General features: G+C 42.3%; 18 protein-coding genes. 17 read left to right on the top strand and 1 reads right to left on the bottom strand.

The annotated features are described in order from the left end of the window. Positions 1–103: 103 nt before the first annotated feature. Positions 104–982, top strand: coding sequence for a DUF4367 domain-containing protein (locus tag LI164_RS10255; protein WP_227087085.1), 879 nt, complete (start codon positions 104–106; stop codon positions 980–982). Positions 983–1,059: 77 nt separating this feature from the next. After that, entirely contained in the window at positions 1,060–1,539 is a 480-nt protein-coding gene (locus LI164_RS10250; protein ID WP_227087084.1) for a DUF6147 family protein, read from the top strand. A gap of 383 nt (positions 1,540–1,922) precedes the next feature. On the opposite strand, the gene LI164_RS10245 is transcribed toward LI164_RS10250, so the two are convergent. Then, positions 1,923–2,165 carry a TIGR03905 family TSCPD domain-containing protein gene (locus LI164_RS10245; RefSeq protein WP_040015626.1) on the bottom strand — a complete coding sequence of 81 codons (243 nt, stop codon included), beginning with the start codon at positions 2,163–2,165 and terminating at the stop codon, positions 1,923–1,925. A 288-nt stretch (positions 2,166–2,453) separates the two neighbouring features. On the opposite strand from LI164_RS10245, the gene LI164_RS10240 reads away from it, so the two are divergent. The 15 genes from LI164_RS10240 to LI164_RS10170 all read left to right on the top strand — a co-directional run. Continuing rightward, on the top strand, positions 2,454–3,146 hold the full coding sequence (locus LI164_RS10240) for a 5'-methylthioadenosine/adenosylhomocysteine nucleosidase (RefSeq protein ID WP_005335039.1): 693 nt from the start codon (positions 2,454–2,456) through the stop codon (positions 3,144–3,146). 141 nt (positions 3,147–3,287) lie between these two features. After that, on the top strand, positions 3,288–4,316 hold the full coding sequence (locus tag LI164_RS10235) for a hypothetical protein (protein WP_005335040.1): 1,029 nt from the start codon (positions 3,288–3,290) through the stop codon (positions 4,314–4,316). Positions 4,317–4,476: 160 nt separating this feature from the next. Next, positions 4,477–5,826 (top strand): glucose-6-phosphate isomerase, encoded by a 1,350-nt coding sequence (locus LI164_RS10230; RefSeq protein ID WP_005335044.1) that lies wholly within the window; start codon positions 4,477–4,479, stop codon positions 5,824–5,826. Between the two features lie 2 nt (positions 5,827–5,828). Next, complete coding sequence (locus tag LI164_RS10225; RefSeq protein WP_005335047.1) at positions 5,829–7,340, top strand: aminotransferase class I/II-fold pyridoxal phosphate-dependent enzyme; 1,512 nt, start codon at positions 5,829–5,831, stop codon at positions 7,338–7,340. Then, a complete protein-coding gene (locus tag LI164_RS10220) occupies positions 7,333–7,920 on the top strand; it encodes a guanylate kinase (RefSeq protein WP_005335048.1) in 588 nt (195 codons plus the stop codon). Before LI164_RS10225 ends, LI164_RS10220 begins: the two co-directional genes overlap by 8 nt. Then, complete coding sequence (gene holB, locus LI164_RS10215; protein WP_005335050.1) at positions 7,907–8,896, top strand: DNA polymerase III subunit delta'; 990 nt, start codon at positions 7,907–7,909, stop codon at positions 8,894–8,896. The genes LI164_RS10220 and holB overlap by 14 nt, the downstream gene beginning before the upstream one ends. Positions 8,897–8,900: 4 nt before the next feature. Then, the gene (locus tag LI164_RS10210) at positions 8,901–9,812 is read left to right on the top strand and encodes a stage 0 sporulation family protein (RefSeq protein ID WP_005335051.1); all 912 of its coding nucleotides are present in this window, start codon (positions 8,901–8,903) and stop codon (positions 9,810–9,812) included. Beyond that, positions 9,802–10,542, top strand: a complete 741-nt coding sequence (locus LI164_RS10205) for a tRNA1(Val) (adenine(37)-N6)-methyltransferase (RefSeq protein ID WP_005335053.1) — start codon at positions 9,802–9,804, stop codon at positions 10,540–10,542. The genes LI164_RS10210 and LI164_RS10205 overlap by 11 nt, the downstream gene beginning before the upstream one ends. 12 nt (positions 10,543–10,554) lie before the next feature. Further along, positions 10,555–11,391, top strand: coding sequence for a 16S rRNA (cytidine(1402)-2'-O)-methyltransferase (gene rsmI / locus LI164_RS10200; RefSeq protein WP_005335054.1), 837 nt, complete (start codon positions 10,555–10,557; stop codon positions 11,389–11,391). Positions 11,392–11,459: 68 nt separating this feature from the next. Continuing rightward, the gene (locus LI164_RS10195; protein WP_005335055.1) at positions 11,460–12,086 is read left to right on the top strand and encodes an ABC transporter ATP-binding protein; all 627 of its coding nucleotides are present in this window, start codon (positions 11,460–11,462) and stop codon (positions 12,084–12,086) included. A 395-nt stretch (positions 12,087–12,481) separates the two neighbouring features. After that, positions 12,482–13,300: an Rpn family recombination-promoting nuclease/putative transposase gene (locus tag LI164_RS10190; protein WP_227087083.1), complete on the top strand. Its 819-nt coding sequence runs from the start codon at positions 12,482–12,484 to the stop codon at positions 13,298–13,300. Between the two features lie 108 nt (positions 13,301–13,408). Then, positions 13,409–15,688, top strand: coding sequence for a hydratase (locus LI164_RS10185; protein ID WP_005335062.1), 2,280 nt, complete (start codon positions 13,409–13,411; stop codon positions 15,686–15,688). A gap of 293 nt (positions 15,689–15,981) precedes the next feature. Next, on the top strand, positions 15,982–16,488 hold the full coding sequence (locus tag LI164_RS10180) for an RNA polymerase sigma factor (protein WP_005335066.1): 507 nt from the start codon (positions 15,982–15,984) through the stop codon (positions 16,486–16,488). After that, positions 16,481–18,427 carry a beta-propeller domain-containing protein gene (locus LI164_RS10175; protein ID WP_005335067.1) on the top strand — a complete coding sequence of 649 codons (1,947 nt, stop codon included), beginning with the start codon at positions 16,481–16,483 and terminating at the stop codon, positions 18,425–18,427. Before LI164_RS10180 ends, LI164_RS10175 begins: the two co-directional genes overlap by 8 nt. A gap of 87 nt (positions 18,428–18,514) precedes the next feature. Beyond that, the coding region (locus LI164_RS10170; RefSeq protein ID WP_227087082.1) for a lipopolysaccharide assembly protein LapB at positions 18,515–21,101 on the top strand (2,587 nt) is incomplete at its 3' end.

The raw sequence follows: 21,101 nt of genomic DNA, 5'->3' as shown, positions 1-21,101 counted from the left end.
CGAAACAGGGAAAGATTTTCAACTTTGGCATATAATTATATTATACGTTCCCGGGAGATTTGGTCAAGAGAAAGAGAGGATAGATTTCGTTAAGAGGTAGATTATGAGTGAAAAAAAAGATCAGTTGAAAGAAATCCTAAAAGATCAATTGAATAGAGAAGCGAAACAGATTGAAGAAGAAGTCGGACTTAACGATAATGAAGAGATTCCAGATGAGCTGAAGCTCCGCATGAAAAATGTACTGGATCAAAAAATCCGTGAGCGTGAAAAGCGTTCTGAAGATATGAAACGGACAGATGCGTATGCGAAACTCTCAGAAGAAGACCAGGAAGCACTTCGCCTTGGACGTGAGATGATGAAGAATCAGAGCGAGGAGAAGAAAATCTATACAATACGCCGAAAGAAACGCAATATCCGTAGAATTGTAGCACTGGCAGCAGTACTGATTCTCGTAATGGCAGTTGGAATGACAAGCATTGGCGGACCAGAGAGAATGCTGCAGTTTGTAAAAAGCTCCGTAGGTGGTAGACAAGTATCCAAAGTCAATTCCAGCGATAAAAATAAGATTATTGAGGAAGAAGATGAAGAGAAGGCCTATGAGAAGATAGCTGAAGAGTTTGGTTTGGGGCCGGTAAGAATTACATGGATACCTGATGGAATGAAATTTAAAAAAATGGAACTAGATAAAGGTATTCAAGTAGCTGAATTAGATTATCAATACAAGGGGAAAAAAATAGAATACTTTGTTAGCTCTGCTTATGGCCAAGTGTCATGGGGGTATGATAACGAGGATAAGCAAGTGGAGCATTGTTATTATAAAGTAAATAATGTTGATATTGAAGTGACTTGTTATGAAACGCCAGAAACAGAAAGAAATAGATATGTGGCAGAGTTTGAATATCAGAAGTTGCATTATAGTTTAACAGGAGAGTTAAACAAAGAAGAAATAGAAAATATTTTAAAAAATTTATATTTTATGTAAAAAATGCGTCAGTTTTTCTTATCTCATGTGTCTATTATATAGGGAACCCTAAATAGAGAGAGATGGGAGGTAGATAAATGAAGCGATGTATGTCCATATGCTGCGTATTTGCTATGGCTTTAGGATTAAGTTTTGGAGTATCGACGGATACACAGGCGGCATCGAGTGTAAAGGTGATCGACGGATCCCAACTTACAACAGATGCAGAATCCATTGGTTATAAGCAAAAAACTGCCAGAGGCGAGGATCTTTTAACTGGATATTCTAAAATTGTTCGGATGGGTCCTGGAGAGATTTACGCTGGAGGCACAACGCTTGCAGAACGTGAAGTGCCGAGAATAGGAATAGGTGTTATCATTGAACGTGCAAAAGAAGAAGATACGGAGTGGTCTTTTTATGATACATGGCAGAAATTCAATGAAAATACAGACCGAGTTTCATCTAAAAAGTATTTAGATGTAGAAGGAGATTACTATTATCGTGTTCGCTGTATTCATTCTGCTGGTAATGATATGGGAAGCAGTTTCACAGATGGAGTTTACATTGAGGAACCATAAGTAAGATTTTGTAGAAAAGAAAAAGAATTTAACAAATTTATAATTACAATCAGATTAGTGGGCAAGGCCATTATAATGATGGGAAAAACAAATTTCGGGTAAAGTTAGTAGGTTGGATCATAATACTTTAGAAATTTTATAACAACTGAATATTGAAACAATTAGACGCTCTTCCACAGCAATCTACATATTTCATGGCCCTTACGTTGGTTCGCAGGGCTTTGGAAGGGCGAAGGAACTGGAGACAGTTCAAAGAAAATTTAAAAGAAAAAATATTATAACAATCAAGAGAAGTAAGTTTAGGTAAGTTTAGTTTTAGGACACGCAAGCTATTAAAAGCTGCGTGTCCTTTTCCATGTGACTTACTTTGCAATTGAATCAATTTACTGAGCGATTGCTTCGCGGAGCGCTTTGGCAAGCTGATCCGGGCAGGAAGTTGCTTTGGAACCGCATTTGATTCCGGAAAGTCTTTCGATGGCATCTTCCACTTTCATTCCTTTTACAAGGCTTGAGATTCCCTGAAGATTACCGTTGCATCCACCTACAAAATCTACATCTTTAATTTTATCGCCGTCCAGCTCTACGTGAATCATGCTGGAACAGACACCATGTGTTTTATAATCCATGTTAAATACCCTCCTATGTGTTATACCAGATATATGAATATCAGAAGCCATTCTAACAGAGAAGAATCTACTTGTAAAGAAAAATTAAGATTTCCAATAATATGAAAAAGAGTACATAGAGGAATGCACAGGTACAGTAAAGAGCATCAATGCTTGACATTTGTGCATGGGGTAGGGGATAATGTACAGGATAACAGGAAATGTTTGTAATGATAGCGAAAAAGGCAGTCGGATAAAGGAAATGTGCGGGAATCGCACAGTAAAAATGCATAGCAGGAGGAAAATCGGATGATAGGTATTATTGGAGCAATGGAAGAGGAAGTTGTAGCTCTGAAAAGTGAGATGGCAGATGCTAAAGTGACAGAGTTTGCTTCCATGACATTTTATAAAGGAACTCTTTGTGGGAAGGACGCGGTTGTCGTAAGAAGTGGAATCGGTAAAGTTAATGCGGCAATCTGCGCGCAGATCCTGGTGGATAAATTTGGCGTAGATACGCTGATCAATACAGGTATTGCAGGATCCCTGGATGCAAGAATTGACATTGGTGATATGGTGATTTCTACAGATGCGGTACATCATGATATGGACGCAACCATATTTGGAGATGCAATCGGGCAGGTGCCAAGAATGGATACACGCACATTCCCGGCAGATCCGCATCTGGTAGAGCTTGCAGTGAAGGCAAATGAAAAAGCAAATCCGCAGATCCATACATTTACAGGAAGGGTCGCAAGTGGAGATCAGTTCATTTCTTCCGGAGAAGTGAAAGCACGTATCGTGGAGAATTTTCAGGCTCTTTGCACAGAGATGGAGGGAGCCGGAATTGCGCACGCGGCTTACCTTAACAAAGTTTCGTATGTCATCATTCGAGCAATTTCTGATAAAGCTGACAACAGTGCAACGATGGACTATCCAGAGTTTGAAAAACAGGCAATTGCCCACAGCGTGGCACTTGTAAAGGAATTGCTCCCGATGATTTAAAACCAGAGAATAAATGATTCGATAAAATATAAGAAAAAATACCATAATCTGCGGTGTGCAGATGTCGCTTTATGGGGAACGGTTTTTCGCCCTTCTTTTGGAAAATCCATTATAATTGGTGCCAAAAGGAGGGCTTTTATCATGTTAGAATTAATGTTAGACAGACATGTGATCTATGTACTGATGGGGATGAGTGCATTTGCCGGAGTTGTGTCAAAGGTGGTCGTTGGAAGAACACTTAGGAAGCTGGTGGCAGCAGCGGAAAGTATGGGGAAGAGTAATCATCCGTTGATGCGGCTTGTGCGGGCGAAATTCGAGCACACCTGTATGATCAGTGAAAAGGTGGAAAACGTAGGCGTATTTGTGGACAAGTATCTCTATGAATACCGGGTTGGTGGAGTCAGGCTCCATGCATGGCGGCGGTTACAGATGGCGGGTGCCGGACTTTGTCTGATTCTTGGCGGAGTCGGTGCAATCATAAGTTATCGGATTAAAGGGGCGACAGAGCAGACAGCTATGATCGGCGGAACTGGCGTGGCGCTGGCGTTAATCGTATTCTTGGTACATATGCTGACGGATGAGGAGTACCGGCTGGAGGCAGTACGAAATTATATGGTAGATTACTTGGAAAATATTTATCAGCATCGCTATGAAAAAACATACAAGAAAGAAGTTTTGGCAGAAGAGGCAAGATCAGAAGAAGCGAGAATAGCGGAGAGTGCCAGAACACAAGAAAATGCAGGAATGACGAAGGATACCAGAATGCCAGAAGAAGCGAAAATGGGTGAGAATACCAGAATGCCCAAAGATACAGGAATTGTGAAGAATACCAGAATGCCAGAAAATACAGGAATTGTGAAGAATACCAGAATGCCAGAAAATGCAGGAAGGGCAGAGGGTGATAACTTGCCAGACGAATCTGTGAATCAGAAGAAGCAGGAACCAAAGCAGGAATTTCCTGGATCTATGGACAGTCTGCTTTGGGCGATGTATAAGACAGAACCGCTGCAGGTGGAAGATGACCGGAAAGTCAAAAAGACAGCTATATCGCAAAAACCAGGTAAAACAGAAAAAATAGAAAAAACAATAGAATCGGAAGAGACAAAGGCGCAGGACGAGGCAAGCAGAAATCAGCGTATCCGAGAAATCCTGGAGGAGTTTATGGCTTGATAATAAGAGACTGATTTGTTAAAATATAGATAACGGCTCAAAGTTAGTTTTGTGAAACAAGGACTGTCTGTGAGCTGTCACATTTATAAGAAGAAAATTATACAGATTTCTTCGAGACAAGAACTAGAACGTAACAGGTAGCATAAGGAGGACGAGTCCAATGGGAAGTAAAGTAACATTTGATTATTCAAAGGCAGATGCGTTTATCAGCGCACATGAGATGGAATCTATGAAGAAGATTACCGAGGCTGCGAAAGCTGAACTCCTGGGAAGGGAGGGAGCAGGAAATGATTTCCTTGGCTGGATCGATCTTCCGGTTGATTATGATAAAGAGGAGTTCGAGAGAATCAAGAAAGCCGCTGCAAAGATCCAGTCAGATTCAGAGGTGCTGGTAGTAATCGGTATCGGAGGATCTTATCTTGGCGCAAGAGCAGCAATCGAATTTCTTGGACACAGCTTTTATAATGTAGTATCAAAAGAGATCCGCAAAGCTCCGGAGATTTATTTTGCCGGTAACAGCATCAGCAGTACATATCTGAAACACCTGATTGAAGTGATTGGAGACAGAGATTTCTCAGTTAATATCATTTCCAAATCCGGAACAACAACAGAGCCTGCAATTGCATTCCGTATTTTCAAGGAGATGCTGGAGAAGAAGTATGGCAAAGCTGAGGCTGCTAAGAGAATCTATGCAACAACAGACAAAGCTCGTGGAGCTCTGAAAGGACTTGCTGATGAGGAAGGATACGAAGAGTTCGTAGTACCGGATGATGTTGGAGGACGTTTCTCTGTACTGACAGCTGTTGGACTTCTTCCGATCGCAGTCAGCGGAGCTGATATTGACAAGCTGATGGAAGGTGCAGCAGAAGGAAGAAAATTCGCACTTGAGAATCCATTTGAGGAAAATGACGCAATGCTCTATGCAGCAACACGTAACATTCTGCTCCGTAAGGGAAAAGCGGTTGAGATCATGGCAAATTATGAGCCAAGCCTGCATTATGTATCTGAGTGGTGGAAACAGCTCTTCGGAGAGAGTGAAGGCAAGGATAAGAAAGGAATCTTCCCTGCATCTGTAGACCTTACAACAGATCTTCACTCTATGGGACAGTTCATTCAGGATGGAAGCAGAATTATGTTCGAGACTGTTATGGAAGTGGAGGAGCCGACAGAGCAGATCACAATCGGTGAGGAGCCGGTGGATCTGGACGGACTGAACTACCTTGCAGGCAAGACAATGGATTTTGTAAATAAGAGTGCTATGAATGGTACGATTCTTGCACATACAGACGGACAGGTTCCGAATCTGAAAGTGACAATTCCGGCGCAGGACGAGAAGTCACTTGGACAGTTATTCTATATGTACGAGTTCGCATGCGGTGTCAGCGGATATATTCTTGGAGTAAATCCATTTAATCAGCCGGGTGTTGAGAGCTACAAGAAGAACATGTTCGCACTTCTTGGAAAACCAGGATACGAAAAAGAAAGAGAAGAACTTCTTAAGAGATTATAAGAATGGCAACGATATACGAAAAATTAAAAGCGTATAGCGATTCTGACTATTATGGATTTCACATGCCGGGACATAAGCGTAAGATGCATATGTCCTGGGATGCGGATCCTTATACTGTAGATATTACAGAGATTGAAGGATTTGATGATCTTCATCACGCAGAAGGAATCCTGAAAGAGGCTCAGGAACGGGCAGCCAGAATCTATCATGCAGATGAGACACATTTTCTGGTAAATGGAAGTACAGTTGGAATTCTGAGTGCTATCGCGGGTGTGACGAATAAAGGAGATCAGATTCTTGTGGCGCGCAATTGTCACAAATCGGTCTATCATGCAATCTACATGAATGAGTTGAATCCGGTGTATCTCTATCCTAGGTTTGATTCAGAGTTACAGTTGAATATTGAGATATCCGCAGAGGATGTGAGGAGGGCCCTTAATCGGTATCCACAGATCCGAGCAGTCATGATTGTATCTCCGACTTACGATGGAATTGTGTCGGATGTGGCCGAGATAGCAAAGGCCGCACATGAAAAAGGACTGCCGCTGATCGTGGATGAAGCACACGGGGCTCATTTTGGTTTTCATCCCTATTTTCCGGAAAATGCAAATCAAAAAGGCGCAGACATTGTGATCCACAGTGTTCACAAGACACTTCCGGCATTTACCCAGACAGCGCTTCTCCACATGAATGGAAATCTGGTGAACCGGGAAAAGGTGAGACGATATCTGCATATGTTACAGAGCAGCAGTCCGTCTTATATTCTGATGGCGGGAATCGATCAGTGCATGGAGATGCTGGATCATCACTGCGAGGAAGTTTTTGACCCGTATGTGGAGCGTTTGAAGAGATGTAGAGAAGAACTTGGAAAATGTGAACATATCCGGCTGGCAGAGACCAAACATTATGATAAGTCAAAGCTTGTATTATCAGTAGCAGGACTTACGAAAGGACTTGCGGATACATATGGTGCAGAAGCAACAGGTATTCAATTGCAGGAAGATTTATTAAATCAGTACCACCTGCAAATGGAGATGGCCGCGGGGACTTATGTAATTGCCATGACTTCGGTCGGAGATACCGATGAAGGAATGAAACGGCTTATAAAAGCAATTTATGAGTTGGATAAGAAATATAAACCTTTACAGGGGGCTTATAACACTGTAGATTCAGACATAGTGCCGGAAGAAATCAAAAAGTCGCAAAAGAAAGAAAAAAATTATGATATAGAACCGGGACATCTGCCACAGGCGGAAGTAATCTATTCACCGGCGCAGGTCATCAGCATGAAAGACGCAGGGGCAGATGGGTTTCAGGTTGTGCCATTGACACAGAGCGAAGGCTACATTTCCGCGGAGTACGCGTATCTCTATCCACCGGGGATCCCGATGCTGGTGCCGGGGGAACGGATCACAGCGCAGATCCGGGAACATTTTCAATGGTATATGGAAAGAACATATGAGATACAGGGAGTAGAAAAAGAAGGATACATAGAGGTATGGACGCATGGGTAAGATATATTATATAATGGGCAAGAGTTCATCTGGAAAAGATACATTATTCCGGAAGATCAAGCAAGAGCTGCCGATGCTTCAGACAGTGACGCTTTACACGACCAGACCGAAGCGGGAAGGTGAAAGAGAAGGCGTCGAATACCATTTTGTGACAGATGAACAGATGCATATTTTCGAGAGACAGGGAAAGGTTGTTGAACTTCGTACTTATAATACTGTTCACGGAGCATGGAAATATGCTACAATAGAAGATGGACAGGTCAATCTGGCAGAATCCGACTATCTGATGATCGGAACGCTGGAGTCCTATGGAAAGTTAAAGAAATATTACGGAGCGGCGTATCTTGTTCCGGTGTACATCGAAGTAGAGGACGGCGAGCGGCTGAACCGTGCACTTACGAGAGAGCGGCAGCAGGAAGTGCCACGTTACGCGGAGATGTGCAGAAGATTTCTCGCAGATACGGAAGATTTTTCCGAGGAGCATCTGAGAGCTGCGGGAATAAAGAAGCGTTATTACAATGATGACCAAAAAAGATGCTTAGATGAAATTATAGAGGACATACGATATGGGAAGTTTTAAAGATGTAGTAGGACACAGAGATGTAATTCAATATTTGCAGAATGCAGTTGCCGAGAATCGGGTATCACAGGCGTACATTGTGAATGGCGAGCGCGGAACCGGAAAGAAGATGCTGGCAAAGTTATTTGCCATGGCACTTTTATGTGAAGAACATGGACCGGAACCATGTAATAAATGTCATTCCTGTGTACAAGCAGAATCGAATAACCATCCGGATATTATCTGGGTGACACATGAGAAGCCGGGATCCATCGGAGTCGATGATGTGCGCACACAGATCAATAATACAGTTGCGATCAAGCCATATCAGGGTCCGTATAAAGTTTATATTATTCCGGAAGCTGATATTATGACGGTACAGGCACAGAATGCGTTATTAAAGACGATTGAAGAACCGCCACAGTATGCAGTATTTATTCTGCTGACGGAAAATGCAGACGTATTGCTTCCGACAATTAATTCCAGATGTGTCATGTTAAAACTTCGCTACATCAAAGATGCACTGATTAAAAAATATCTCATGGAGAGAATGGAAGTACCAGATTACAAGGCTGAAGTCTGCGCTGCATTTGCACAGGGAAACCTTGGGAAAGCTATCAAACTGGCAGGTTCCGAGCATTTTAATGAGCTCAAGGACGAAGTCCTGAACCTGATGCGCCATATAAATGAGATGGATATCAGTGAGCTTGTGGAGGCAGTGAAACGCTGCACTCTTTATAAAGTTGAAATCAACGACTATCTTGACCTGATCATGGTATGGTACAGAGATGTCTTGTTATATAAAGCGACAAGGGAAATAGATAAGGTTGTATTCAAAGATCAGATCGACTGCATGCGTGAGCAGGCAAGACGCAGTTCTTATGAAGGAATTGAGACGATTCTGGACAGCCTTGACAAAGCAAAAGCCAGATTAAAAGCAAATGTTAACTTTGATCTGGTCATGGAGCTTTTGTTCCTGACGATAAAGGAGAACTAGATTTATGACAAAAGTAATCGGAGTAAGATTCCGTCAGGCGGGAAAGATCTACTTTTTCTCACCGGGGAAATTAGAGATTAAACCCCAAGACCGTGTCATCGTAGAGACGGCTCGCGGTGTTGAGTTCGGAAAGGTTGTGACAGGTCCGAAAGAAGTAGAAGACGACAAGATCACACAGCCTTTAAAATCTGTGATTCGAATTGCAAACGAAGAGGATTACAAAAAAGAAGAGAAAAACAGAGAAAAAGAAAAAGAAGCATTTAACATCTGCTTAGAGAAGATTCGTAAACACGGTCTGGAAATGAAGCTTATAGATGCGGAGTATACATTTGATAATAATAAAGTGTTATTTTACTTTACCGCAGATGGAAGAATTGATTTCCGTGAGCTGGTAAAAGATCTGGCAAGCGTGTTCCGTACACGTATTGAGCTTCGTCAGATTGGTGTCCGTGATGAGACGAAGATTCGTGGAGGCATTGGTATCTGTGGAAGACCACTTTGCTGTCACACGTATCTGTCTGAGTTCGCACCGGTATCGATCAAGATGGCGAAAGAGCAGAACCTGTCTCTGAATCCGACAAAGATATCCGGAGTTTGTGGCAGACTGATGTGCTGTCTGACTAACGAAGAAGAGACCTATGAAGAGCTGAACCGTCAGCTTCCGGGAGTTGGAGATCATGTGACGACGCCGGAAGGACTTCATGGTGAAGTTCAGGCCGTTCACGTACTGCGTCAGATTGTAAAGGTTATTGTGACGCTGGATAACGATGAAAAAGAAATCCGTGAATATCCGGCAGGTGAGCTGAGATTCAAATCAAGAAAGAAGAAAAAAGATGCAAAGCTTTCGAAAGAGGAGTTTGCACAGTTAAAAGCTCTGGAGGAGAAAAATGGCGCCTCCAAGTTAAATGATGACTAATAAGAAGCCCGATGAACGCCTGGATGATCTCCAGGTGAAGGGCTATGAGATTATACAGAAGCCCGGTCGGTTCTGCTTTGGCATGGACGCCGTGCTTCTGTCTTCCTATGCAAAAGTAAAACGTGGGGAACAAGCACTGGATCTTGGGACCGGAACCGGAATTCTTCCGATTTTACTGGAAGCAAAGAATCCGGGACTTCATTATACAGGTCTGGAAGTTCAGGAAGAAAGTGCTGATATGGCAAGAAGAAGCGTGGCACACAACGGGCTGGAGAACAAGATAGATATCGTTACCGGTGATATCAAAGAGGCAAGTCACATATTTGGAAATGATTCGTATGAAGTCATTGTATCCAATCCACCGTATATGATTGGAGAACACGGTCTGAAAAATGATAACGAGGCTTTGTATATCGCAAGACATGAAGCGTTATGCACATTAGATGATCTTCTGCGAGAAAGTGCAAAAGTACTGAAAATGAAAGGACGTTTCTACATGGTGCACCGTCCTTTCCGCCTGCCGGAAATCTTTACAAAAATGTGCAATTACGGAATCGAGCCGAAACGCATGCGTCTCGTCCACCCATATGCAGACAAAGAGCCAAACATGGTTCTTATCGAAGGCCTCAAAGGCGGAAAACCACGCCTCGCCGTAGACCCGCCGCTTATAGTCTACACGAAAGACGGGGAGTATACGGAAGAAGTACTGAAATTGTACGGGATGAAATAAAAGGAGAATTATATGTCAGGAACATTATATCTGTGTGCAACTCCGATCGGTAACCTGGAGGACATGACATTTCGCTGTGTCCGTATTTTAAAAGAAGTTGATCTGATCGCAGCAGAGGATACCCGCAATAGCATTAAGCTTTTGAATCATTTTGATATTCACACACCGATGACCAGTTATCATGAATATAACAAGATTGCAAAAGCGCATACGTTGATTGAGCACTTGGAAAATGGTGAAGATATTGCACTGATCACGGATGCGGGAACACCGGGAATCTCCGATCCGGGTGAGGAGCTGGTGGCAATGTGTCAGGAAGCAGGAATCACTGTGACAGCAGTTCCGGGGGCAGCAGCTTGCATCACAGCGCTGACCATTTCCGGATTGTCCACAAGAAGATTCGCGTTTGAAGCATTTCTTCCGACAGATAAAAAAGAACGACAGGCAGTGCTGAACGAACTGATGGAAGAGACAAGAACTATGATTATCTACGAAGCACCGCACAGACTGGTCCGGACATTAGAGCTTCTGCTTGCGACCTTGGGTGACAGAAGAATCCGCATTTGCCGGGAGCTTACGAAAAAGCATGAGACCGTCTTTGCAACAACGATCAGTGCGGCAGTGGAATATTATAAAGAGCAGGAACCAAAAGGGGAATGCGTGCTTGTCATTGAGGGTAAGAGCCGTCAGGAACAGATAGAAGAAGAACGCCAGAAATGGGAAGAAATGTCCATTCAGGAACATATGGATTATTATATGGATCAGGGGATTCAGAAAAAAGAAGCAATGAAAATGGTCGCGAAAGACCGGGGAGTCGGAAAGAGAGACATTTACCAGGCGTTGTTGTAAAAAAGTAATGATGGATAAAAAGCCTGAATTACAGTAGTCAGGGGAAGACAAAGAAAGGGGCTGATCAGATGGCAAGTCTGACATTAAAACATGTAGATCGCGCATTTCCGAATGGATATGAGGCAGTAAAGGATTTAAATTTCCAGATTGAAGACGGAGAATTTGTAATATTGACTGGCCCATCCGGGAGTGGAAAAAGTGCTGTTATGCGCATGATCGCAGGTCTTGATGAAGTGAAAAACGGAGAGATATGGATTGGAGACAAGCTGGTCAACAGTCTTCCACCGGAGGAGCGTGGAATTGCTATGATTTTTCAGAATTATACTGTGTATCCGCGAATGACAGTTCTGGAAAATGTAGAACTGGGCTTAAGACTTCGCGGCATAGATGAAAAAGAAATAGGAAAACGGACACTGGAAGTGATGGAACTTCTGGATCTTGTAGAAGTCCGATTTGCAAAAGTAAAAAACTTGTCAGATCTGTGGAAACATCGGACCGCGCTGGCGCGTGCCATGATTTTGGAACCAGATGTAATTCTTATGGATGAGCCGCTTCGCAATGTAAGTCCCAAATTTCATAATCAGTTGACTCAGGAGCTGGTGGAATTGCAGGAGAGAACCGGAGTTACGATACTGTATGCTACAAAAAATGTGGAAGAAATGGCACTATTGGGAAAACGAAAAGTGATGGTGTAAAATAGACGAGAAGAATTTAGAGAATAGAGGAAAGATTACGTGAGAAACACTTGCGAAATCTTTCCTTTTGTGTTATCCTATGAATACTTTTAGAAAAGATTCTATATTTAAAAAAGTTCTAAGCCGTAAGGTATCTCATTTCGGTGTTTCAGATTTCGAGACAGTAATCCGACATGAAGAAAAAATGTTACTATATTAAGTTGTTTGTACTATGAGTACAGGAAGGAGTATAATTATTGAACAAACATACAAAAGAAATTATTGGAACCATTGGCATGAAAGCGCAGTATGACGAGAATGCCAAAAAGCTTTTAAGTAACAAAATTTTTCTGGCACATATTTTAAAAGGAACAGTAACGGAATTTAAAGATGCGAATCCAAGAGATATCATTTCTTTGATTGAAGGAGAACCATATGTATCTACGGTTTCGGTAGAACCGGGAATGACTAATCAAGTGTTGGAAAATCCGAAAAGTAAAATTAAAGGTAGTAATACGGAAAATACGGAAACAAAAGAAGGGGCTGTTCGCTTTGATATTATTTTTTATGTTCGAATGAAAGATGGAATTTCTCAGATTATTGTGAATATAGAAGCTCAAAAGAATAGTTCGCCGGGGTATGCTTTGATGAATCGGGCTATATTTTACACTTGCAGAATGATTTCTTCACAAAAAGAAAGAGATTTTACAAATTCTAATTATGATGATATGGTAAAGGTATATTCCATATGGATTTGCCCGGGCGTAAATAAAAATTGTTTGAATCATTTTCATATAACAGACAATGCATTAGTTGGAAATTATAAGTGGCCTGGAAAGAAGGATTTATTTAATTTCATTATGATTGGACTGGATTGCGAGTCAAGTCAAAAGCTGTCTCAAAGCAAAACTGAGAGTGAATTACATCAATTCTTAAATATATTATTCTCTAGTAAACTAAGTGGAGAGGAAAAGGTGCGGCTTTTAGATGAAGAGTTAGATATTCCAGTCGATGAAAAAATCAGGGAGGAGTTGAATGATATGTGTAATTTATCAGAAGGTATTGAAGAAAAGGGAATGAAAAAGGGAATGAAAAAGGGAATAGAGACGGGACGATTAGAAACAATTGCGGAATGCCTGCGAAATGGAACGATGAATGATGCAAAAAGGCTGCTGAAAGCGACAGGAGAAGAGATTGAAAAAGCAACAGAGTTATTCTTGAAAAAGGGTGAATAAATGGTTGGACATATGTCATGTGATGTGCTAATATATACATGTATACAATCTGGAAATAAAGGTAATTATTAAGAAGAATATAATTACAGGTAATCAGGAGGACTAGACATGTTGAAATTATATGACGGCGGTGCGTATCTGGTAAATGGCACCGAGATCATTACGGACGAAGCAGAAGTAAAGGCAAAGACAGGCCGTGAGGTATCCAAGGAGGAAGCCAGAACGCAGACAATGGCTTATGGAATTCTGGACGCTCATAATACATCAGGCAATATGGAGAGACTGCAGATCAAATTTGATAAGCTGACATCTCATGACATTACATTTGTCGGAATTATTCAGACAGCGAGAGCTTCAGGACTGGAGAAGTTTCCAATTCCATATGTATTGACGAACTGTCACAACTCACTCTGCGCGGTCGGCGGAACGATTAATGAAGATGACCACATGTTTGGACTGACTTGTGCGAAGAAATATGGCGGTGTCTATGTACCGCCGCATCAGGCAGTTATTCACCAGTTTGCCCGTGAGATGCTGGCAGGCGGCGGCAAGATGATCCTTGGATCCGACAGCCATACCCGCTATGGAGCACTTGGAACGATGGCTATGGGTGAAGGCGGACCGGAACTTGTAAAGCAGCTCCTGAATAAGACATATGATATTAAGATGCCAGGTGTGATTGGAATTTATCTGGACGGAGAGCCGGTCAAAGGCGTCGGACCACAGGACGTGGCACTGGCAATTATAGGTGCAACATTTGCAAATGGTTATGTAAACAATAAAGTTATGGAATTTGTCGGACCAGGTGTGGAGAAGTTAAGTGCTGATTTCCGTATCGGAATCGATGTTATGACAACGGAGACAACATGTCTGTCTTCTATCTGGAAAACAGATGATAAGATTAAGGAGTTCTATGAGATCCACGGCAGAAGTGAAGATTACAAAGAACTGAATCCTGGTGCAGTTACATATTATGATGGTATGGTCTATGTGAACTTAAGCGAGATACGTCCGATGATCGCAATGCCGTTCCATCCGTCAAATGTATATACAATCGACGAAGTGCGTAAGAATCTGAAAGACGTGCTTCACGATGTAGAGCAGAAAGCACTGGTGAGCCTGGATGGTGCGGTGGATTATTCACTTCAGGATAAAGTGATTGATGGAAAACTTTATGTGGATCAGGGAATCATCGCAGGATGTGCCGGTGGTGGATTTGAAAATATCTGCGCAGCAGCAGACATCATAAAAGGTCATTACATTGGCTCAGATGAATTTACATTTAGTGTATATCCGGCAAGTACACCAATCTATATGGAACTTGTGAAAAACGGTGCAGTTGCGGATCTTATGGAAGCAGGAACAATTGTAAAAACAGCATTCTGCGGACCATGCTTTGGAGCTGGAGATACACCGGCAAATAACGCATTTTCTATTCGCCACTCTACAAGAAACTTCCCGAACCGTGAAGGTTCCAAGCTTCAGAGTGGACAGATTGCATCCGTTGCACTTATGGATGCCCGTTCAATTGCAGCAACAGCAGCAAATAAAGGTTTCCTGACACCTGCAACAGATATGGACGTAGAATACAAGGGACAGAAATACCACTTTGACCAGAAGATTTATGCAAATCGTGTATTTGACAGTCATGGTGTGGCTGATCCGGATACAAAGATCAAGTTCGGACCGAATATCAAAGACTGGCCGGCAATGTCAGCACTTCCGGAGAATCTGGTATTGAAAGTTGTATCAGAGATTCACGATCCGGTTACAACAACAGATGAGCTGATCCCATCTGGAGAAACATCTTCTTACAGATCCAATCCACTTGGACTGGCAGAGTTTGCACTTTCCAGAAAAGATCCTGCATATGTAGGACGTGCAAAGGAAGTACAGAAAGCACAGAAAGCAATCGAAGCAGGCGAATGTCCGTTAGAGGTATTGGAAGAATTAAAACCGGTTATGGCAAAGATCCAGGAGAAATATCCGGAAGCAGGAAAAGGAAATATCGGAGTCGGAAGTACGATCTTTGCAGTAAAACCAGGTGACGGTTCAGCAAGAGAGCAGGCAGCTTCCTGTCAGAAGGTGCTCGGTGGCTGGGCGAATATTGCAAATGAATATGCGACAAAAAGATATCGCTCCAATCTGATCAACTGGGGAATGCTTCCATTTATCACAAAAGAAGACGACAAGAAATTAAGCTTCAAAAATGGCGATTATATCTTTGTACCGGAAATCAGAAAAGCAGTGGAAAACAAAGATGCAGAGATCAAAGCTTATGTAGTCGGAGATACATTGAAAGAAGTCACATTTACACTTGGAGATATGACAGACGCAGAAAGAGAGATTATTCTCAAAGGTTGTCTGATTAATTATTATAAGGGCTAAATAATCCGATAGGTAAAATTCACGTTCTATGTTCCGTTGCACTGGGAATTACGCTGAATTTTATCTTGCGCAGTATTTTCGGCGGTAATATAATTGAATAAACGAATGTAAATAAAAGGCGGCACTTATGAAAAAAAGTGACGCCTTTTTGTAACACTTGGGATATTTTGGGACTCTTATATGTAGAAGAAGTAATAATACTTTTTACACTGGGTATTGGGAACGGCAGTTGGATAAGTCAATGGAGGAGTGTGGAGAACTTCTTGAGAAAAACAAATTGAGGAGGAAAAAGAATGAAATGTGATGCAAAAGCATTTTCAAAGCTATATGAGCAGGTCTATCAAGACCTCTATCGCTACGCGCTTTGTCTGATGCGTGATCCGCATGAGGCAGAAGACGCGGTGAGTGCGGCAGTGTTATCTGCTTATGAACATATACATAAACTTCGAAAAGAAGAAGCTTTCAAGAGCTGGATTTTTACAATTTTGTCAAATATATGTAAGAAAAGATTGAAACAGGTGGCGAAAGAAGGAATACAGCAGACAGAAGATTTTTTCCCGGAAGGACAGGTGGAAGGAATTCATGAAGAAGATGTGGGACTTGCGATGGATGTGAGAAATGCATTTTTTATTCTTTCAGAAGAAGAGCAAATGATAGTCGGGCTGTCAGTGTTTGGCGGTTATAACAGCACAGAAATCGGGAAGACCCTAAGCCTGAAGCCGGGAACTGTCCGGGTAAAACGAAGCCGGGCGCTGGAGAAGATGCAGTGTGTGTTGGATGGGAGGACATTTTATGAATAAGAATGAGCAGGACATGATTCGGAAAATAAAGGAAAAGTCAGAACAGGTTCCGGTGCCGAAAGCGCTTGAACCGAGGCAGATTGAAGCAAAGCTTGCAGGAAAGAAGAAAAAAGTGTGGACTCCGGCGAGAATCGGTGGGCTGGCAGCAGCATGCCTGGTGCTGATCGTAGGAGTGATGGTATACCAGAATTATTTTAAAATGGAAGACGCGACTCGAGATGATAAGATAGCATGCAGTGATGTGACAATCAGTGACAGTACGAAAGTAGAAAGTGCGGCGGAATATAAGGATGTCTATGCATATTTGGAAAAATATAAGAAAGATCAGGAAAGAGACAGTGCATACACTTCAAGCTGGGCAAGATCATTGAATGATATAAGAGTCGATGAATCAGCTGACAGTAAGGCAAGTGGAGATGCAGCACAGAATATTGAAGAAAGCAGTACTGCAGCAGCGGACACCGGAATGGCAAGCGGTTCTTATTCTGAGACAAATGTACGTCAGGAAGGTGTAGACGAGGGGGATACAGCTAAAACAGATGGAACATACCTTTACGTGTTAAAAGATAAGAGCGATCAGATTGCCATTATAGATACCCGCGATAATCGGATGAAGCAAACGGCTACTATAACAGTGGAAGATGTTTCTGAAATCCAGGAAATGTATCTGGATATTGAAAGAAATCAATTAATTGCAGTGTGTGACGGTTATGTGGGCGGCAAATGGAATGATGATGATTATGGATATGGTCAGAGGGCTAATACGACCGCAGTAACTTATGACATTTCAGACCGGGAAAATCCAAAAGAAGTTGGCAGGGTCAGTCAGAGTGGATATTACAATTCTTCAAGAATTGCAGATGGATACTTATACTTATTCAGTGATTATTATGTAACACTTGATGGTATAACGGCGAAGAATCCGAAGTCCTATATACCACTTGTAAACGATAATCTGATCAAAGAAACAGATATTTGTCTTCCGTCCATTTCAAAGGCAGATATGTATTCGATCATCACATCAGTTTCTCTGGAAAATCCAAATGAGACAGCGCACAGTAAGGCACTTTTGGCAGACGGTGGCAATTTATATGTGAGCAACGATAATATTTATTTTTATGAAAATGTGTGGCAATATTCCGGAAAAGATGTGACGACAATCCGAAAAGTTTCTTATGAAAGTGGGAAATTGACGGCTGGGGCACAGTGCAAAATAGACGGCTATATTAATGATTCATTTTCTATTGATGAATATGATGGATATCTGAGAGTTGTAGTGACCGATGGCGACACGAACAGTGTTTATGTTTTGAATCAAGAACTGAAAGAAACCGGCTCCATCAAAGGTCTGGCAGAAGAAGAGAGGGTGTACTCCGCAAGATTTATGGGAAAAGTAGGATACTTTGTAACATTTAAAGAGACGGATCCGTTATTTTCCGTTGATCTGTCGGATCCGAAAAATCCAAAGATCATAGGAGCGTTGAAGATACCTGGATTTTCAGATTATCTGCATCCGTATGGGAAAAATAAGCTTCTGGGTATTGGGATGAATGTTGATGAAAAGACTATGTCAACAGATGGCGTGAAATTGACGATGTTCGATATTTCCGATCCGGAAAATGTGAAAGAGGAGCAGACTTATGTCATTGAAAATGTGTACTATACAGATGTTTCTTATGATTATAAGGCAGCTTTAGTAGATGCAGAGAAAAATCTGATTGGTTTTGCTGCAGACAGCGAAGGCGGCCGGGAGTACTATACATTTTCTTACGACGAAAAACAAGGATTTACATGTACGATGCATGAGGAAATCAATGGAAATAGTATGAGGATCACAAGAGGTATTTATATAGAAGATACGCTTTATGTTATCCAGGGAAATATTATAGAAGCGTATAGCCTGAAAGATTTCAAAAAAGTGGACGATATCATTTTGTAACATTTTTGTAACAAAATCTCGTATGTTTTTGACAATAAGACTGGTGTATGATAAACTTGTATCTGTAGAATTGTCAAAAAATTTGAGGTGAGAATATTGGATAAATATGAATATCGGGTAAAAACCGAGCAGATGCTCGAACATTACGAAAAGAAACAATTTAGAAAAGCAATGGAAATTGCCGATACAATAGACTGGAGAAGGGTGAAGAGCCCGGCAATGTTAAATACAGTAAGCGAAATCTACGAGAATAACGGGGAGTTTCAGAAGAGCCGTGATACGCTTATGATCGCATTTGACAGAGCACCGTCCAGCAGAAAGGTTGTGTATCGTCTGGCAGTACTTGCCCTGAAACTGAATGATATTAATGAGGCTTCGGACTGTTATGAGGAATTTGTAAAACTGGCACCGAGAGATCCGAATCAATTCATTTTGAAATATCGGATTTTGAAGGCACAAGGGTCCGATCTGTCAGAACAGATTTCGGCACTGGAAGAATTTAAAAAGGCAGAATATATTGAAAAATGGGCGTATGAGCTCGCAAAGCTATATCATGAAGCAGGCATGACCTCAAAGTGCCTGGAAGAATGTGACGATTTGATCTTGTGGTTCAGCGAAGGAAAATATGTATATCAGGCAATGGAATTGAAGATGAAGTACAAACCACTGACACCACTCCAACAGGAAAAGTACGATGAGTATAAAGGTGTACCGAAAAAAGAGCCTAAGAAAGCAGCGGATAAAAAACCTGAGCGAGCTGCGCTTAAGGATGTAAAGAGTATTCCACAGGATACTGTATCACTTCCAAAAGAACAGATTAAAGCAGCGCAGGAAGCAGCAGAAGCTGCGGAGGCAGAACAGCAGGAATCAGGAGCCAATACAACAGAAACTGTGGATGGTCTGGATGCAACGAGAAGAATTCCGACAGCAGAGCTTGGAGAAGCATTGAAGGCAATGGAAGAAAATGCCAAGGCAGACAAAGAAGTTCCGATAGAAGAACCGGTTTTAGAAGAACCAGTTTCAGAAGAACCAGTTTCAGAAGAGCCGGAAGCACTAGCTGAGGAACCAGTCCTGGAACCGGAAGAAGCTGTTTCAGAAGAACCAGAAGTTGTAGAAACAGAAGCACCAGTCATTGAACCAATCGGAAAGGAAACTCCGGAAGAAGCTCGGAATGTCAGAGAGTTAGAAGGAATTCTTCAGCATGCGGCAGAAGGACCAAAAAAGTCTATTACGACAGTTGTGAAGGGTGCGACACTTCAAGAAGCACTGGCTAATGGCGTGGCTATGGCGAGTGGAATTAATCCGGAAGACCAGAAGAAGATGGAGGAACGAGAAGAAGAACTCCGCATTGAAGGTCAGATGAAGATTGAAGACATCTTGATGGAATGGGAAGCTAAGCAGAAGGTAAATGCTGAGGCGATCGCAAAGCAAAAAGCATCCGATGAAGAACGACTTAGAAAAGAGAGAGAAGCACTGGAAGCCCGCCGAGAGGCGGAAAGACTTGAGGCAGAGAGACGCGAGGTAGAAGAAATAGCAAGACGGAAAGCAGAAGAAAAAGCCCGTCAGGAAGCAGAAGAGAAAGCCCGCCGTGAAGCGGAAGAGAAAGCTCGTCTTGAAGCAGAGGAGAAGGCTCGTCTTGAAGCGGAGGAGAAGGCTCGTCGTGAAGCGGAAGAGAAGGCTCGTCTTGAGGCAGAGGAAGCAAGAAGAAAGGCATTGCTTTCTGATGATATCAGACAGCTTGTGGAAGAGCTGGAAGATCGTGTGACAGCACAGGAGAAAGAAGAGGAAAATTTTGATATAGAAGAGGAACTGGAGCTTGCAAAAGCAGAAGGGGAATCTGTTGAAGAAGAAATTGTAGATCAGTTTATTTCAGAAGAAGAGCTGGACGATATTGTGGAAGAACCTGAAGAGTCTGAAGAAGAACCTGAAGAAGAGATTGTTGAAGCAGTTTCGGAAGAAGAGGAGACGGAGGACGAGGATTCTGAGGATGAAGATGATTTCGAAGAGGAAGAGTTTGAAGACGAAGACTTTGAGGGTGAGGACGAAGAGTTTGAAGCAGAAGATGAAGTTGACGCTGTAGAAGAAATCGAAGAAGTACAAGAAGATGAAGAAATTCCGGAAACAGAAAACCAGGATGATTCGGAAGACAATTCCGAAGACGAGGATGATTTCGAAGACGAGGAATCCGAAGACGATGATTTTGAAGAGGAAGATGGATTCGACGAAGACGATTTTGACGAAGATGGTTTTGCAGATGAATTCCCGGAGGAAGATGAGGAAGAAGTAGAGGAATTCGATGCAGAGTGGAATGAATTCCCGGAAGATGAATCCGAGGACGAAGACGATTTCGAGGACGAGGATGATTTCGAGGAAGAGGACGACTCCGAGGAAGAGGACGACTTCGAGGAAGACGATTTCGAGGAAGAGGATGACTTCGAGGAAGAGGACGACTTCGAGGAAGAGGATGACTTCGAGGAAGAGGATGATTTCGAGGAAGAGGACGACTTTGAGGAAGAGGATGACTTTGAGGAAGAAGACGACTTTGAGGAAGACGATGACTTCTATGAAGATGATTATGTAGAAGACGACGATTACGAAGAGGATGACTTTGAGGAAGAGGACGATTTCGAGGAAGAGGATGACTTCGAGGAAGAGGACGACTTCGAGGAAGAGG

The organism is Dorea sp. 210702-DFI.3.125 (assembly GCF_020560945.1).
Taxonomy (GTDB): domain Bacteria; phylum Bacillota; class Clostridia; order Lachnospirales; family Lachnospiraceae; genus Dorea; species Dorea formicigenerans.
Note: the sequence above shows the minus strand (reverse complement) of the source record. Positions and strands in the feature narration are given on the sequence as shown.